The organism is Serratia plymuthica (assembly GCF_018336935.1).
GTDB classification, from domain to species: Bacteria; Pseudomonadota; Gammaproteobacteria; order Enterobacterales; family Enterobacteriaceae; genus Serratia; species Serratia plymuthica_B.
In genome coordinates, this window is sequence record NZ_CP068771.1 from 5254361 (window position 1) to 5269985 (window position 15625).

Below are 15625 nucleotides of genomic sequence, written 5' to 3' on the forward strand. Positions count from 1 at the left end.
GTTGTTTTTATTAGCCCACCAATTCTTTACCGTATTCAAACAGCGCTTTCAGCAGCGCGGTCTTTTCTTTGTCGCCTTCGTGCAGGTTATACAGCGACTCCAGTTGCAGTACGTAGCTCTGCACCCGTTCGGCGCTCAGCATTTCCTGGCGGTGCTGCAACCAGCGGCGCTGCTCGGCGTCATCCAGCGTATTCGGGTAGTTGCGGGCGCGGAAGCGGAACAACAGCTCTTTCATGCGTCCATCGCTGAAGCTCAGATCCAGCGCCGGCAGGTTTTGCGGTTTGGTTTGCTGGATGATCCTCATCGCCGCCTTGTCGGCATCGCTGAAGAAACCGTCGTACAGCCTGGCGTCCACGTCGTCGACGGCTTTGAAAGGCTCTGCATCGGCGAACAACGCGACCACTTTCTCGCGGACTTGCGGATTCTGGCGCAGCAATTGCAAATTTTGCAGGCAGGCCTGGCGGTCAATACCCAACCGCTCGGCGTTTTCCGGCAGCAGCGTCTTGGCGGGCGCCAGCACCGGGCATTTATTGATATGCACCAGCTTGATCGGCACCGGAGATTGATCTGCCGCCAGATCTTCACGGCGGGTATACAAGCGTTCACGCAGTTCGTCGGCGTTCAGGGTCAGCAGCGGGGTCATATCGCCGGCCAAATCGCACATGATCACCGCGTTCTTGTTGTCCGGGTGCCAGGCCAGCGGCGATACCCAACTGGTGTTGCCGCGCGCTGCGCCGAACATGCCGGAAACGTGCACCAGCGGCGTCATTTCCGCGATATCGATCAAGGCGTTCAGCTTGTGCTTGTTGCGGTGTTGCAGCAAGAAGTCAAACAGCCGCGGTTGCGCCTGCTTCACGAGCTTGGCCATGGCGATGGTGGCGTAAACGTCCGACATGGCGTCATGGGCATGTTCATGCTCGACGCCGTTGGCGCGAGTCAGATGTTCCAGGCGGAAGCTGGGGAACCCGTCTTCGTTCTCCGGCCAAACGATGCCTTCCGGACGCAGCGCGTAGCAGGCACGCATCACGTCAAGCAAATCCCAACGAGAGTTGCCGTTTTGCCAGCTGTAGGCGTAGGGATCATAGAAGCTGCGATAGAAAATATTACGACTGACTTCGTCATCGAAGCGGATATTGTTGTAACCCAGAATACAGGTGCCCGGCACGCTGAATGCCTGATGGATTTGGCGTGCGAAGTCGGCCTCGTTAATCCCTTTGGCTAGCGCCACCTGTGGCGTGATGCCGGTGATCATCACCGCTTCAGGATCGGGCAGGTAGTCGTCGGCCGGTTTGCAGTAGATGACCAAGGGTTCTTCGATGATATTGAAATCCATATCGGTACGCACGCCGGCAAATTGCGCCGGGCGGTCCATCGATGGGCTTTTGCCGAAGGTTTCGTAGTCGTGAATGTAGAATGTGGCCGGTGCCTTGCTGCTCAAAATCGCATCTCTCACTTGGCGTAGGGAATAGGCCCCTATTGTAACGGCGGGATGCACGATGCCAAGCGGTCGTTACCGTTAATCGCCCAAATGCGAAGGATTACGCATTGCGGTAGTAGTTCAGGCGCTGATGAAAGTAGGGGCGTAAGTGGTCGGGTACCTGATCTTCGGCGTTGATTGCGTTGGAAGCAATGCCATAACGCTCATTATAAATGACGCTAAGTGCGAGTAAATCGACTTCAATTTTTTCGCGTTCTGCCTGCGGTAAGCTATCCAGCTTTCGACCCATATTCTTCTCCCTGTGAACCAAAGGGCATCATAGGATCGTTAGCTACTCTTGTCCCTACCCCATTCAGGGGGGAGGCTTACAAGGCCTGCGATCGTGCCTGAAGGCCGTGGGCAGACGTCGCAGTGGCATGATAGCTATGCGAGGTTTGCGCCGAGAGCCCCTCCAGACTTTGCTGGTGGGTACGTTCGAGGACTTCATTGACTGAAAAAACACTGCCGATCACCACCAGCCAGAAAACGCTGCACAGGATCAGAATGCTCAACCAGGCTTTTTGGTTATAGCTCATAGAAACTCCTGATGATAAAAGAGAATGACATTGACAGGTAAATTAAATCAGAGCTTGTATCAATGGTCGATAAACGACGGTGTTTAATACGCCCATTTCTTATTGAATGTGTTACAAAATACCGCAACGGTGTTTCAGGATATTCCTTAAGATAATATTAAGACAAGATAAATAAGTACCACTGAGTTCCATTTAATATTTGTTTAATTATCCCCGCATACAATCAGCAACATTCAATGCCAATGTGGGTACATATTATGAAAACTCTACTGTTGACTGGGGCTACCGGCTTTCTTGGCGGTGCGGTTCTTGAAAAATTACTGAATGAAAATCAGTCTGTTAATTATCTTTTTCTCGTGCGCGCCGAAAATGCGCAGCAGGGACTGGACCGTATTCGGACGAATATGGAAAAGTTCAATATTGATGCCGATTTATTTTCTAAAATTACGATAGAAAATATATTGTTGGGCGATTTAAGTGAGCCTGAAGGTTTTTTATCGGACACTCGCATTAATAAAGTAACGCACGTTATCAATTGTGCCGCGGTAGCCTCGTTTGGCAATAACCCTCTTATCTGGAAAGTTAACGTTGAAGGAACGTTGGCTTTTGCCGAGAGAATGGCGCAAGTGGAGGGATTAAAACGTTTTCTGCATGTGGGCACCGCGATGTCTTGTGCGCCGGAGCCGGGTTCACTGGTGGCGGAAAGCGCGGAGTTTGAAGAAACCGCCGAACATCTGGTGGAATATACTCGCTCCAAATCCACCATCGAACAGTTGATGCGTCAACGTTGCCCGCAACTGCCGCTGGTGATCGCCCGTCCTTCCATCGTGGTGGGGCATACCCGTCTTGGCTGCCAACCTTCCAGCAGTATTTTTTGGGTGTTCAGCATGGCGCTGATGTTGCGCCAATTTATGTGTTCGTTGCAGGACAATATCGATGTGATCCCGGTGGATTACTGTGCCGATGCAATGGTGATGCTGCTGAACAGAGAAACGCTGGATAATGACGTTTATCACATCTCTGCCGGTGAAGAATGCAGCGTCAGTTTTGCGGATATCGATCGCGCCATGGCCGTTGCGCTGGAGAAAGCGCCGGTCGGCGATGCCTATGCCCAGGTCAATTACGACGTTCTGGTGAAGATGCGCAGGCAGCTGAAAGATATTTTCGGGCCATGCAACGAGCGGTTAATGTTGAAGGCGATGCGCCTGTACGGATCGTTTGCCATGCTCAACGTTCGTTTCAGCAACGACAAAATCCTCAAGTTGGGTATGCCTAAACCGCCGCGTTTTACCGATTACATCGGCAACTGCGTACAGTCGACCCGGGGTTTGTCCATTCAGCAGCAAATGGTGGTGGATTTCAAATAATGCCAGGGCGAGCTGCTCGCCTGGCTACCCGGCGAAATCCATTGCGCTTACCAGGATGAAGACGACCAGAAAACGCGGCCCAGCACCACCAGTTGGTCTTTGCGCTGCGCATAACTCAGATGCTCATCCTGGAATTCTTCCCGGTTCAGGGAACGAATGGTCACGCCGCCGTCAGGCTGCTCGATCAACACCTTCACCCGCAGCAGATTGCCGTGGCGGATAGCGTAGGTTTTACCTTCGCGGATGCGGGTGTCATCCGTGTTGATGCCCACCACGTCGCCGTCCTGCAGGCGTGGCTCCATGCTGGAGCCGGAAATGCGGATGATCCGCGCGGCATTCACCGCCACCCCCATCTTGTGCAGATAATAGCGGCGGAAGATCAGCGAGAACTCTTCACGGTCGACGATTTCATAGCAGCCGTCACCGGCTGAGAAATCGATATCCAGCAGGGGAATTTCCACAAACTCTTCCTTGTCTTGTTCGGTATCTTCCCACACCACCGGCTTCAGACGGGCAGGTTGAAAATCCGACTCTGCCGCCACGTTATCGAAAGGACGCACCAGCTGTTTTTCATGGAAAACGTCGAACCAGCCCTTGGGCAGGTTCAGTTTGGCTTCGATCCGCCTGGCGAGGTTGTCGCCCAGGTTGCGGGAGGATTTTTCACCGGTGATTTGGCTGAGCGTTGGCGCGGAGGATTCAACCAGTATCGCAAACTCATTCTGGTTAACGCCCTGCCGCGCGTAGCGGGCCATCAGGTCGCGCAAATTATTGCGTCTTATTTCTTTGGTTTCCATCGTCGGATGATCGCATTCTTTAGCAAAAAGGTAAATATCGTTTTTGCTAAAAACAACTTGCGTTTAATTTAGCAATTAGCTAAACATAAAGAAGTGGACGGCGTTCACGCAGACAGTGTAGGGGGGCTGTTGCATGCAGCGCCCGCATGAGTTGGGCGAACATGTTCGTCCTCTACATGACGATAATTTGATCATGAAGACCAACAGAGAAGAAGGAATCTACGATGTTCAGTATTGATTACAATAGCTACCGTTCGGTGGCCGGTTTTGGCCACCGGGTACGTTTTCTGGTGTTGCATTACACGGCGCAGAACTTTGCCGATTCGGTGCAATCGCTGACCGGTAACTCGGTCAGCGCCCATTACCTGGTACCGGATCCAGAAGATCACACCTATCAGGCGGCCGGCTTTAGCGGCGTGCACATTTTCAATCTGGTAGATGAAGATGAACGGGCCTGGCATGCCGGAGCCAGCAAATGGGGCAACCGCAATAATCTCAACGATACGGCGATTGGCATTGAGATCGTGAATCTGGCGAGCGGCGATGGCGAAGACATTACCTTCCCGCCGTTTAATCCGCAGCAGATCGCGGCGGTAACGCAGCTGGCGCAAAATATTCTGCAGCGCTATCCGGATATCACGCCGATCAACGTGGTGGCGCATTCGGACATAGCGCCGGGCCGCAAGAGCGATCCTGGCCCGCAATTCCCGTGGCATCAGCTGTATAATGCCGGCGTTGGCGCCTGGTATGACGAAGCGGTTAAACGGCGCCACCAACATGAGTATCACTGCCAGGGCGTTCCCGCGCAGCGAGAACTGCTGGCGCTGTTCGCCAAATACGGTTACGACACCTCGGCTGCGACCGATGCCGAAGGCTATCGCCAACTGGTGCGCGCCTTCCAACTGCATTTTCGCCCGCAGCAGTATGGCGGCGTAATGGATGTGGAAACCGCCGCCATTCTGCGTGCGCTGGTGGATAAATATGCCGCTTAAGGTTCGCCTGCGGGTGGGGGACGCCTCATCCGCCTTTTCTCCACCCGCTTTCCTCCGCTAAACTGAGCTTCTTCCTCGTCATCGGTAACGGGATGCATTGTGCGCCTCGACAGAAAAATATCGCCTTTTGAACGGCTGACCTACCGGCATTACCGCGTCGTCCATGGTTTGCGCATTGGGCTGGCGTTTGTCCTGACCTTCCTGCTGATCCGCCTGCTCGAGGTGCCGGAAGGCACCTGGCCGCTCATCACCCTGGTGGTGGTGATGGGGCCGATTTCGTTTTGGGGCAACGTGTTGCAGCGGGCGCTGCAGCGCATCGCAGGCACGGTATTTGGCGCCGTCTCCGGCCTGATTGCCCTGTATTTCGAACTCTACTCGCTGCCGCTGATGCTGGCGTGGTGTGGGGTAGTGATGTTTTTTTGCGGGTATTTGACGCTCGGCAAGCGGCCCTATATGGCCTTGCTGGTGGGCATCACGTTGGCGGTCGTCTGTGGCGCGGGCGCCGGCGATATGCATACCGCGCTGTGGCGCAGCGGCGACGTGATTTTTGGTTCGCTGCTGGCGCTGTTGTTCAGCAGCATTTACCCGCAGCGCGCTTATATCCTGTGGCGCATGCAGTTGGCCGACTGCTTGCAGAGCGCAGGCAAAATCTACGGCGCTTATCTCTCGCCGAACATGATTGAACGGCCACGGTTGGAGCCGCAGTTGAAAGATCTGCTGAGCCAGGTGGTCAGGTTACGTGGCCTGATCGTCCCCAGCAGCAAAGAAACCCGCATTCCCACAACGGTATTTGAAGCGGTGCAAACGCTGAGCCGCAATCTGGTATGTACGCTTGAGTTGCTGGCGGACGCTTACTGGGCCTCGCGAGAAACCCATTTTATTATGCTGAATGCCAAAACGCTGCGCAGCGCGCAATTGTTGACGCTGCGTTCGCTCGAGTCGCTGGCGGAAATGATGCACAACGGGCCGCAGGAGCATCAGCAGACGGCGGCGGGGCAATTAAGCGAAATTGCCGCTGAGCTGAAAACCCTGATGCAGGAGATCAGCATCGGCCAGCACGGTGAAGCGCCTATCTACGGCTATGTATGGCTGAGCATGGAACTGACGCAGCAGTTGGAAGAACTGGGCGATTTGCTCAAGGTGTGTACTGTCGCCGGGCATGAATAGGGTGCCAGATCATGAAGCGGGCGCTTCGGGTTTTTGTCAGGCCGCTAAAGTGGGTAAGATAAGGCAATGAGAGTTGTGCCGGACCGCCACAAACCTGTATCTTGGTGTCATTGTGGCCGTAAGCAAATGAATCTGTGTATTACTAAAGCAAGGGTATGAAGATGGATAATGCAAATAAGCCGAGTTTCCAGGACGTTCTGGAGTTTGTGCGTATGTTCCGCCGTAAAAATAAGCTGCAGCGCGAAATTATCGACAACGAGAAGAAAGTCCGTGATAACCAAAAGCGTGTGCTGCTGCTCGACAACCTGAGTGAGTACATCAAGCCAGGCATGAGCATTGAAGACGTTCAGGGCATCATTGCCAACATGCGCAGCGACTATGAAGATCGCGTTGATGACTACATCATCAAAAATGCCGATCTGTCTAAAGAGCGCCGTGATTTGTCCAAAAAGCTGAAGGCTATGGGCGAAGTGAAGTAACAGGTTTTATCGGGCCAGGCATTCGCCTGGCCCTTTTCGTTTCCCCGTCAGTCGCTGTTATTGCTCCGAACCCAGCGCCATTTTTGCGCGTTATTGGCCCGCTCCGTAGACGTCAAAATCAAAATATTTATCATTCACTTTCTTGTAAGTGCCGTTGGCAATGATGGTTTGCAGTGCCGAATTGAACGCCTCGCGCAGTGCGGTATCCTCTTTGCGCAGCCCAATGCCGTCGCCGATGCCGAAATACTTGCTGTCATTGAGTTCGGCACCGACAAACGCAAAGTCTTTTCCCGCCGGAGTATGGAAGAACTCGCCGGCGCTGACGCTGGCCAGCAGCGAGGCATCCAGACGGCCGTTGATCAAATCTTCATTGGCCTCCTGCTGGCTCTGATAGGACACCACGTTGACGCTGGCCGGGCGCCACAGGGCGGTGGCGTAAGCCTCCTGGCTGGAACCCTGCTGCACGCCAACCGACTTGCCTTTCAGCGCAGCCGCGGTGGGTTGCAGAACGCTGCCTTTACGGGCCACCAGGCGGGCCGGGGCGTTGGAAACCTTGTTTGAAAACGCAATCTGCGTCTGGCGTTGCGGCGTGATGGTCATCGACGAGGCGATGGCATCGAACTTTTTCGCCAGCAACCCCGGGATCATCCCGTCCCAACTGCTTTCGACCCAGACGCATTTGGCCTGCATTTGATCGCACATCGCCTGCGCGATATCGACGCCGAAACCGGTCAGCGTACCCTGCGGGGTTTTATATTCCAGCGGCGGGTAGGTCGGATCTACGCCCAACTTAATCACTTTCCCGCTAAACTCCCCGCCAAAGGCCGCGAAACTTAACGCCAGTGGCAGCACTAAAACCAGACTCATGGTTGTCTTCATTTCATTTTCCTCAGCGTTGTGGCGATCAAGACGGGGCATTAAGCCAAAAAGCGCTCAACCAGCTTGACCCAGTAAGTGGCGCCGATGGGCAGGCACTCATCGTTAAAATCGTAACCGGCGTTATGCAGCGCATTTCCGGGCGTACTTTCCCCGTTGCCGATGGAGATATAGCTGCCGGGGCACTTTTCCAGCATGAAGGCAAAATCCTCGCTGGCGGTAAACGGCCGCAGTGAGGGGATCAGCTGCGGCTCACCCGCCCAATCCAGCGCCACGCTGCGCGCCAGTTCGGTTTCCGCTACATGATTCACCAACACCGGATAGCCGTGCTGGTAGTCGATTTCGGCTGTGGCGCCAAAGCTGGCGGCCTGCGCCGTGACCAGCGCGGTAATGCGGTTTTCCAACCTTTGGCGCACTCCGGCATCCAGCGCGCGCACGCTAAGCGTCATTTGGGCGCTGGCGGGGATCACGTTGGCGGCCTTGCCGGCGTGGATCGCGCCAACCGTGACGATCGCCGTCTCCTGCGGGTCGATATTGCGCGAGACGATGGTTTGCAGGCTCATCACTATGGCGGCACACACCACCACCGGATCGACCGTGTGTTGCGGCACTGCGCCGTGGCCGCCCTGGCCGTGGAGGGTAATGGTGACCGTATCGGCAGAGCACATGAAGGGGCCGCTGGCAAAGCCCAGTTGGCCGACCGGGAAGCCAGGAACGTTATGCATGGCAAATACGGCATCGCAAGGGAAGCGCTCGAACAGCCCGTCCTCAATCATCACTCGGGCGCCGCCGCCGCCTTCTTCCGCCGGTTGGAAAATCAGGTGCAGGGTACCGGTAAACGAAGCCTGTTGTGCCAGATAGCGCGCGGCCGCCAGCAGCATGGTGGTGTGGCCGTCATGACCGCAGGCGTGCATCACGCCGCTGTGGGCGCTGGCATAGGGCAGCCCGGTGGTTTCTTCAATGGGAAGCGCGTCCATGTCGGCACGCAAGCCGAGTGATTTCCCCGAGCCGCGTTGCAAAGTGGCGACAACGCCGGTTTGTCCTATGTGGCGCGTAACCCGATAACCCCACTCGGCCAGCAGCTTCGCCACCAGGTCGCTGGTGGCGAATTCATTGAATCCCAATTCGGGGTGAGCGTGGATATGGCGGCGAATGGCGACCATTTCGTGCTTAACAGCAGCTATTTCAGGTAAAACAAGCGGGTTTTGCATCGCCGTCTCCAGAGTGAATTTCCGCTTTTCGGCGGGGCGACAGCCGGAAAGCAGGGTGTCTTCGAGACTAGCAAACAACCTTTTTGCCGGGGAGCCGCCGTTCGGTTATGCTGACAATCTTTGGTTGTCAGGGGGCGGGATGAAACTGCATCAGCTACAAGCCTTGGTCGCCAGCGCCGACAGCGGCAGCATTCGCGGTGCCGCACGGCAACTGGGGCTTTCACAGGCCGCGGTCACGCGGGCCTTGCGCGAACTGGAACAGGAGCAGGAACTGCCGTTGCTGATCCGCACGCCGGCGGGGTTAGGCTTTACCCCTTACGGCAAAACGCTGTTGGCTCACGCCCGGTTGGTGCTTAACCAGCTTGAACAGGCAAACATGGAGATGGCGGGCCTGCGTGGGCTGGCGGAAGATCAGGTAAAAGCGGCGATAACGCCCTGGCTGATGCTGACGGTGCTGCCGCCGGCGGTAGTGGCCTTTCGCAAAAAAATGCCCAAGGTCAAGCTGGAGCTGTTTGAAAGCCTGATGGCCAACGCGCAATCGCAACTGCGGGAGGGCACGATGGATTTCGCCATCACGCCGTTGCCGGCCTCAATGGCGCCGCAGGAGTTTCATTGCGAACCGCTGCTGGACTACGAAACGGCGGTGATGGTGCGGCACGGGCACCCGTTGAGTAAAAGCACCTCGATCCACCAACTGCTGGAACAGGACTGGGTGCTGAATTACACGCCGGAAAACTATGACGATTTGGTCCGCCAACTGTTCAGTCGTCATGGCGTCCACCTTGATCCCCATCGTATTATTCACGCCCATTCCCTTGGCATGCTGCAGGCGATGGTGGAGTCGGCGGACATGTGTACCTGGTGCCCGGCGCTACTGGCCGGGTTGCCGCAGCTTGCCGGGCGCCTGACGCCACTGGCATTGCAGGAAAGCTGCGATCCGGTGCGGTTGAATATCGTCACCCGGCGCAACAGCATCCTGAGCGCGGCAGCTCACGCCCTGATTGACTCTCTGGTACGCCAATTGCGTCTGCAAACCCGTTCGGCACGACAGGAAGACCGCCGGATTTTCGAACGGGTGCGGCTCCTGATTTAGGTTTACCCACTTGTCCGGATTTTACTTTTATGATGAGAAACAACGCGGTGTCAGCGCGATACGGACAACGCGTGTTCAATATTGCACCACAAGGCTTTCAGCCTTGGGCCGATATCAGGATGGTCAATCAGCGTTTGCTCAGTGGCATCCGGCAACACATAAGGGGCCTCAAGGGTGGCGCGCGGGCTGCATGCCGCTATCTGACGGCAGCCCATGATTTGCAGCGTTTCCGCAAGTTGTGACTGCGCCAGCTCTGCCCGGGCGGACAGGTTAGGAAACGCCAGCGGCTTGTCGGTCAATTCACCGCTGCCAACGATCCAGTCGAGGGCATTCTTCATCACCCCGGTCACGCCGTGAGCATACTCCGGGCTGACCAACAGAACTAAATCGGCCCTTGCCAGCGCGTTGCGCCAGTGCATGACATCAGGATCACTTTTATCTTCATGATCCGCGTTAAATAAGGGGATCGCGTCCAGACGCGAATAGATTTCGAAGGTCACATGTTCAGGGCGCATCCGCTCCATCGCACGTAAAAAAAGGCTGTTCAACGAGGCGGCGCGCAGGCTGCCGGATAATCCTAAAATATGAAATGTGTCTGCCATAAAACGCACTCTCTCCATTTTCACTTGAATCTGGTTTTTACCGTTTAATTCTCGTCAAGATAACAGCATTTCTTGATCCAAAGAATGAACACCCATTCACGTAAAAACAGTCTGCTTGTCCGTTTCATTCGATTTCTTGTCTTAACGAAACATTCCTCAATATATAACCATACATTAATATTTCTCGCGGATAACCCCTGAGCTTAAGACAGGCAAGAAATAAATCAATTTCTGCATAAATAGCAGCATATCGATACATTTTCGACAGGGTTTCCTGCCATCTGTCGCCATGATGAAACGGCGGCGATTGTGCGGCAGTTTTCTCAGGCTTCGCGGATTCACGCCGCTTAATCAGCAGGAAAATTATGAAAGAATATGCGTCAGCGGCCGGAAAGCAGTCCCATTCCATTACAATTCTTCCGGCGTGGCTCCCTGCTTTCCGTTATTATTTTGGTGCTGCTTTCAAGCGCCGGGCTGTATTCGTCGGTGACGTTGATGCCGCTGACGCTCAGTCAGCAGATGGGGTCGGTGGTGTCCAGCGGCTTGTTAATCATGCTGACCGCCCTTGGCTGGGTGCAGGGGTTGGGTTAGGACATCGCTGGACGACCACGTCCAAAACCCACCGGCTTTAATCCGGCGGGTGGGGTTTAGGCCCCCCGTCTTTGTCATGAGATAAGCGGGTAGAGCGAGCGGTTCATGGCCACGATATCTTCATGAGTCGGGTTGGCCCCCAGTTTGCCGAACAGTTCAGGCAGCCGATCGCGCTTTTGCGCCGCTTCACCTTTTACGGCGGCGGCCAGGCCTTTTTTCATGTTCTCCACATCGTAATCGCAGCAGTAGGCCGGTGTTGATGGCTGCTGCCGCCAGGACGCTTCAAGAGAACCCGCATCGACCGGATCGAACCCGGTGTCGTTCACCAACGTCATCACAATCTGTTTTAACGGGACGTTATCGCCCGCGACGGCAACCGCCAAACGCGATGGTGAGCCTTTTGACGCTCCGAGCTCCGCAAGCGAGTAGGCAAGAATATTGTTGAATGCCTTGATCACCGGGCGTTCGAGCTGTTGTGATACCCAAAGACTTTCAGGCATGCCGTTATCGATTTCCGGAATACGGGGGTCGCGCAAGCCGGGATAATAGTTGCTGGTATCAATCAGCGGTACCCTATCGGGTACCCCATCAAAGAGATCCTTTGGCAGCGACGTCAGTGCAGGCAGCGGGATCGACACAATGATCGCATCCGCTCCCTTCACCGCACCATAGACATCCGCCGCAGTGACCCCGATTTCATCGGCAAAGTTCTGGACGCCCTGAATGCCTTTGGAATTCGCTACGCGTACGTGATGGCCCGCAGCTTTAAGCTTGCGAGCCAGCGTACCGCCGATATTGCCCGTGCCGATGATGCCAATTTCCATGTTTTTTGCCTCTCTAAAATTAGGGGATTGAGCGTGTGGCCACTTTATGGTGTACATGCTAATCTTGCAAGAACACACCAAAAAGTAAGTAACACCCAAAAAGGTAAGCATGAAAAAAGAACGCGTCTGGAATTGCGAGGATCCCCAACGCCGGCTGGCCTGGGCAGCGGCGACCACCGAGGCTTTGCGGGTGCTGGAGGGCAAGTGGAAAATCATCATCATCTGCCAGCTGTTTGCGGCCAAAGGCCCGCTACGTTTTTCGGATCTGGAACGGTTGGTGGAAGGCGTCAATCAAAAGATGCTGATTCAACAGCTTAGGCAACTGGAAAAAGATGGCATCGTCACGCGCACGGTTTATCCGCAAGTGCCGCCCAGGGTGGAATATGCGCTAAGCGCCATGGGTATTGCGTTGGGGCCTGCGATGGAGGCGCTTATCGACTGGGCTGAGGAGAAGCAGCGGATCATGGATGAAGCCTCTCGGGCAATGTGATGGACTTTTGGCGTCCAGGGGAATTCATTTCCCACAACCCAAAAAAGGATGCTCCGTTTTATTGGGGCGGCCTGGTTTTCTGCACGATCGACAACACCGTTTCCGACGCAGCGCGCCAGGGATTAAGCGCCTGCATTTTGGCCAGAACTTCCAGCCCCTGGAGGGTTAAATGCTCAGAAGAGGCCATAACGTTACCCAGATCGCCCAGGGCGATGGCGGCGTTATGGTTCGCATATTCAGCACAGTCTTTCAACCCGCCGAGTACCAGCCGGCGAGCAACCTCATCCGCCATGCCTTTCTCGGCAAGCCAGCATTGCAAGCCTTCGGCGAAGAAGTAGAACCACCCGTTCATGCAAAGGCTTACCGTCGCCAAATCAAAGTCCGATTCGTCGGGCAGCAGGGTCAGTTGGCCCAATAGGGAAAACAGGTCCTGAACCTCTTTGTCAGCGGTCGTCAGGATCACGCTCGATTTGTTGATTTCAGCGGCGAAAGTCAGCATCGCTCTGACGCAGTCTGCGTGCCTGAACAGATCTCGCAGGCTCTGAGAGTGAACCCCCGGGACCAGAGAAACCAGCGTTTGCGCACTGCGCAGCTGCACCTGGTTTGCGATTTCATTCATAGCCTGGCAGTCCACACCGGTAATAATAACGTCAACCTCATCGATGACATCCTGGTAATTATCCAGAGTCCAACAGGGAAGCTCTCTCCAGCCTGCGCGCCCGTTCATTGTTGCCAGAGACGAGAAATACCTGTGCCTCGGGAACGGCGAGAAATATTCCTCTGGCCAGTTTTTCGGTCAGCTCGTCAACGTCCAGAATACCCACTCTTTTCATTGATTCTCCGGTGATGAGTCTCTGTTCCGTAGCCGCATTTAGGGTGCGGAGACGTCACGACAGTGCTATTACCGCAGGTGTTGCGGACGAGGATTGTGGGCATTCATTGCGTCATTGCACTGGCTTCGGGAGGCTGCCAACCGCCTCCGAGCGCCCTGAACGCGGCGACTGCCGCGCGCGCCGATTCCGTTTGGGCCTGCGCTCTGGTGTCGGAGGCCTGCAGCAGGGCTTCATCGTTGCGCAGGACGTCAATCAGGCTGGCTGTCCCTTGCCGGTAGGCAACGAAAGACGATTGCCTGGCGCTGGCCAGGGCCGTTTCACCCCCGGTCAGTATTGCCGTTTGCGTTTCACGATTGATCAGTGCGGAGAAGGCGTTTTCGACGTCTTCGGTGGCGCGTAACACCGACAGGCGGTAAGCTGCGAGCGCTTCGGCTTCCTGGCCTTTCGCCTGATCGATCTGCGCGTTGATGCGTCCGAAATCAAAGAGCCGCCAACGCAGCCCCAGTACGCCTGCCGATTGGTTGGCGCCGCTGGAGAACAGGTTGCTGCTCGCCACCGCCGTCGCGCTGCCGAGTAATGCGCTGAGCGAAAACTTCGGATAGTACTCGCTGACGGCCACCCCGATACGCGCGCTGGACGCGGCAAGATGGCGTTCGGCCACGATAATGTCGGGTCGACGGCGCAGCAGATCGGCGGGAGTGCCCGTAGAGGCGATCTGCGGGGCCTGCGGGATGGCGCCCGGCGCGGTCAGTTGGGCGCGATGAGTGCCGGGCGGGGTGCCGAGCATGACGTCCAGCGCGTTCATCGCGGCGTCGAGCCCGGTCTGGAGAACCGGCACCGTTGCCTGAACCTGCGCAAGGGCTCCTTCGGTCTGGCGGACCTGGTATTCAGCGGCCAGCCCTTTACTGTGGAGTAGCCGCACTTTTTCCAGCAGCCCCTGCTGCGTGCCGATCTGCTTGTTTGCGATAGCCAGCCGGGTTTGCAAGCCGCGCAGGGTGATATAGATATCGGCCGTCTGGGCGGCGACGGCAAGGCGTGTCGCGGCGACGCCCGCCTCGGAAGCCTGATAGTCAGCCAGTGCGGCCTGGCGACCGCGTCGCAGGCCACCGAAAATGTCGATCTCCCAGCTTGCGTTGAGGTCAGCTTCATAGGCATTGCCGTAGCGATTATAATCGGGTGTTGAGCTGAGAATCTGGCCCTGTGGGGTTTCGGCTGACTGATAGGCGCGAGTGGCCTGTCCGCTGATGTTACCCGACGGCAGCAACGCCGCGGTTGCCGCGCCAAGTCCGGCGCGCGCCTGCGCCATTCGGGCGGTTGCCTGGGCCAGATCGAGATTTTGCGCGAGTGCGCTTGAAACGAGGTCGCTTAATAAGGGATCGTCAAAGCCTTCCCACCAGACCGCAAAACTGGCAGGCCGGGCTGCGTTCCTCTGTTGGACGGCGGATTGAGCCTGATAACGATCCGAAAGGGGAGCGTCCGGGCGGTGATAATCGGGTCCAACCGCGCAACCCGTCAGTAAGACGGTGCTCACAACCAGAGCAAGAGTACGGAGGGGAAACATGGGGATTCCTTGAGTTAAAGCAGGAGTGTGACTACATTACCAAATGGTCACTTGTTGTCAATCGGTGCTCATAGAGCTAAGCTAGAAAAATGACTAAACACATGAATGCACTTTCCCCGCGTGGGCCATTGGATCACAGCGTTCGCGATCAGATCGTGGAAGCCGCCACAGAACACTTCGGGCACTTTGGGTATGAGAAAACCACCGTGTCCGATTTGGCCAAGTCGATTGGTTTTTCCAAGGCCTATATCTATAAGTTTTTCGATTCCAAACAGGCGATTGGTGAGGTGATCTGTGCCAATCGGCTGGCCATAATCATGGAGATTGTCAGTTCGGCGCTCGCAGATGCGCCGACGGCATCGGAAAAATTAAGGCGTCTTTTCAAAGTGTTGACGGAAGCAGGCAGCGACCTGTTTTTTCATGACCGCAAGCTTTACGACATCGCCACCGTCGCTGCCCGCGATTGCTGGCCTTCGGCGGCAGCCTATGAAGGAAATCTGCGCCAGCTGATCCAGCACATCCTTCTCGAGGGCAGGCAGTCGGGGGAGTTCGAGCGAAAAACGCCGCTGGATGAAGCGGAACAGGCGATCTTCCTGGTCATGCTGCCCTACATCAGCCCTGTCCAACTGCAATATAACCTGGAGGATGCGCCGGCGGCGGCGGCGCTTCTGTCGGCATTGATACTGCGCAGCATGGCGCCTTAAAAGTTGTGACCATTGACATTATTGGTCA

19 protein-coding genes are annotated in these 15625 nt (G+C 55.8%); 8 read left to right on the top strand and 11 right to left on the bottom strand.

Annotation, left to right across the window (positions count from 1 at the left end):
* Positions 1–10 precede the first annotated feature (10 nt).
* From sbcB to JK621_RS24335, 3 genes are all read right to left on the bottom strand, one after another.
* Positions 11–1438, bottom strand: a complete 1428-nt coding sequence (gene sbcB, locus JK621_RS24325; RefSeq protein ID WP_212557992.1) for an exodeoxyribonuclease I — start codon at positions 1436–1438, stop codon at positions 11–13.
* A 100-nt stretch (positions 1439–1538) separates the two neighbouring features.
* A complete protein-coding gene (locus tag JK621_RS24330) occupies positions 1539–1727 on the bottom strand; it encodes a DNA polymerase III subunit theta (RefSeq protein ID WP_212557993.1) in 189 nt (62 codons plus the stop codon).
* A 76-nt stretch (positions 1728–1803) separates the two neighbouring features.
* On the bottom strand, positions 1804–2013 hold the full coding sequence (locus JK621_RS24335) for a hypothetical protein (RefSeq protein ID WP_212557994.1): 210 nt from the start codon (positions 2011–2013) through the stop codon (positions 1804–1806).
* A gap of 257 nt (positions 2014–2270) precedes the next feature.
* Here JK621_RS24335 and JK621_RS24340 point away from each other — a divergent pair, with 257 nt between their 5' ends.
* A complete protein-coding gene (locus tag JK621_RS24340; RefSeq protein WP_212557995.1) occupies positions 2271–3380 on the top strand; it encodes an SDR family oxidoreductase in 1110 nt (369 codons plus the stop codon).
* Positions 3381–3427: 47 nt separating this feature from the next.
* Here JK621_RS24340 and JK621_RS24345 read toward each other — a convergent pair whose 3' ends face one another.
* On the bottom strand, positions 3428–4174 hold the full coding sequence (locus JK621_RS24345; RefSeq protein ID WP_212557996.1) for a S24 family peptidase: 747 nt from the start codon (positions 4172–4174) through the stop codon (positions 3428–3430).
* Between the two features lie 224 nt (positions 4175–4398).
* On the opposite strand from JK621_RS24345, the gene JK621_RS24350 reads away from it, so the two are divergent.
* From JK621_RS24350 to tmaR, 3 genes are all read left to right on the top strand, one after another.
* On the top strand, positions 4399–5166 hold the full coding sequence (locus JK621_RS24350; protein ID WP_212557997.1) for an N-acetylmuramoyl-L-alanine amidase: 768 nt from the start codon (positions 4399–4401) through the stop codon (positions 5164–5166).
* A gap of 99 nt (positions 5167–5265) precedes the next feature.
* Positions 5266–6333 carry an FUSC family protein gene (locus JK621_RS24355; protein WP_212557998.1) on the top strand — a complete coding sequence of 356 codons (1068 nt, stop codon included), beginning with the start codon at positions 5266–5268 and terminating at the stop codon, positions 6331–6333.
* 161 nt (positions 6334–6494) lie between these two features.
* A complete protein-coding gene (tmaR, locus tag JK621_RS24360) occupies positions 6495–6812 on the top strand; it encodes a PTS system regulator TmaR (protein ID WP_006318052.1) in 318 nt (105 codons plus the stop codon).
* Positions 6813–6902: 90 nt separating this feature from the next.
* On the opposite strand, the gene JK621_RS24365 is transcribed toward tmaR, so the two are convergent.
* Together JK621_RS24365 and JK621_RS24370 are read right to left on the bottom strand one after the other, a co-directional pair.
* A complete protein-coding gene (locus tag JK621_RS24365) occupies positions 6903–7691 on the bottom strand; it encodes an ABC transporter substrate-binding protein (RefSeq protein WP_212557999.1) in 789 nt (262 codons plus the stop codon).
* A 38-nt stretch (positions 7692–7729) separates the two neighbouring features.
* Positions 7730–8899 carry a M20 aminoacylase family protein gene (locus JK621_RS24370; protein WP_212558000.1) on the bottom strand — a complete coding sequence of 390 codons (1170 nt, stop codon included), beginning with the start codon at positions 8897–8899 and terminating at the stop codon, positions 7730–7732.
* A 139-nt stretch (positions 8900–9038) separates the two neighbouring features.
* Between JK621_RS24370 and JK621_RS24375 the strand changes: the two genes are divergently transcribed.
* Positions 9039–9992: a LysR family transcriptional regulator gene (locus JK621_RS24375; RefSeq protein ID WP_212558001.1), complete on the top strand. Its 954-nt coding sequence runs from the start codon at positions 9039–9041 to the stop codon at positions 9990–9992.
* 50 nt (positions 9993–10042) lie between these two features.
* Here JK621_RS24375 and JK621_RS24380 read toward each other — a convergent pair whose 3' ends face one another.
* Positions 10043–10594: an NADPH-dependent FMN reductase gene (locus JK621_RS24380; RefSeq protein WP_212558002.1), complete on the bottom strand. Its 552-nt coding sequence runs from the start codon at positions 10592–10594 to the stop codon at positions 10043–10045.
* Positions 10595–10969: 375 nt separating this feature from the next.
* On the opposite strand from JK621_RS24380, the gene JK621_RS24385 reads away from it, so the two are divergent.
* Positions 10970–11185 (top strand): hypothetical protein, encoded by a 216-nt coding sequence (locus JK621_RS24385; RefSeq protein ID WP_212558003.1) that lies wholly within the window; start codon positions 10970–10972, stop codon positions 11183–11185.
* Positions 11186–11259: 74 nt separating this feature from the next.
* On the opposite strand, the gene JK621_RS24390 is transcribed toward JK621_RS24385, so the two are convergent.
* Positions 11260–12066 (bottom strand): NADPH-dependent F420 reductase, encoded by an 807-nt coding sequence (locus JK621_RS24390; protein ID WP_212558004.1) that lies wholly within the window; start codon positions 12064–12066, stop codon positions 11260–11262.
* Positions 12067–12118: 52 nt separating this feature from the next.
* Here JK621_RS24390 and JK621_RS24395 point away from each other — a divergent pair, with 52 nt between their 5' ends.
* Positions 12119–12499 (top strand): winged helix-turn-helix transcriptional regulator, encoded by a 381-nt coding sequence (locus JK621_RS24395; protein WP_212558005.1) that lies wholly within the window; start codon positions 12119–12121, stop codon positions 12497–12499.
* Positions 12500–12557: 58 nt separating this feature from the next.
* On the opposite strand, the gene JK621_RS24400 is transcribed toward JK621_RS24395, so the two are convergent.
* The 3 genes from JK621_RS24400 to JK621_RS24405 form a co-directional block, all read right to left on the bottom strand.
* Positions 12558–13118, bottom strand: coding sequence for a pyrroline-5-carboxylate reductase (locus JK621_RS24400; RefSeq protein ID WP_249337119.1), 561 nt, complete (start codon positions 13116–13118; stop codon positions 12558–12560).
* 58 nt (positions 13119–13176) lie between these two features.
* Positions 13177–13332, bottom strand: coding sequence for a hypothetical protein (locus JK621_RS25440; protein ID WP_249337120.1), 156 nt, complete (start codon positions 13330–13332; stop codon positions 13177–13179).
* 103 nt (positions 13333–13435) lie between these two features.
* Positions 13436–14893 (bottom strand): efflux transporter outer membrane subunit, encoded by a 1458-nt coding sequence (locus JK621_RS24405; protein WP_212558006.1) that lies wholly within the window; start codon positions 14891–14893, stop codon positions 13436–13438.
* An 89-nt stretch (positions 14894–14982) separates the two neighbouring features.
* Between JK621_RS24405 and JK621_RS24410 the strand changes: the two genes are divergently transcribed.
* Positions 14983–15597, top strand: a complete 615-nt coding sequence (locus tag JK621_RS24410) for a TetR/AcrR family transcriptional regulator (RefSeq protein ID WP_212558007.1) — start codon at positions 14983–14985, stop codon at positions 15595–15597.
* Positions 15598–15625: the final 28 nt, after the last annotated feature.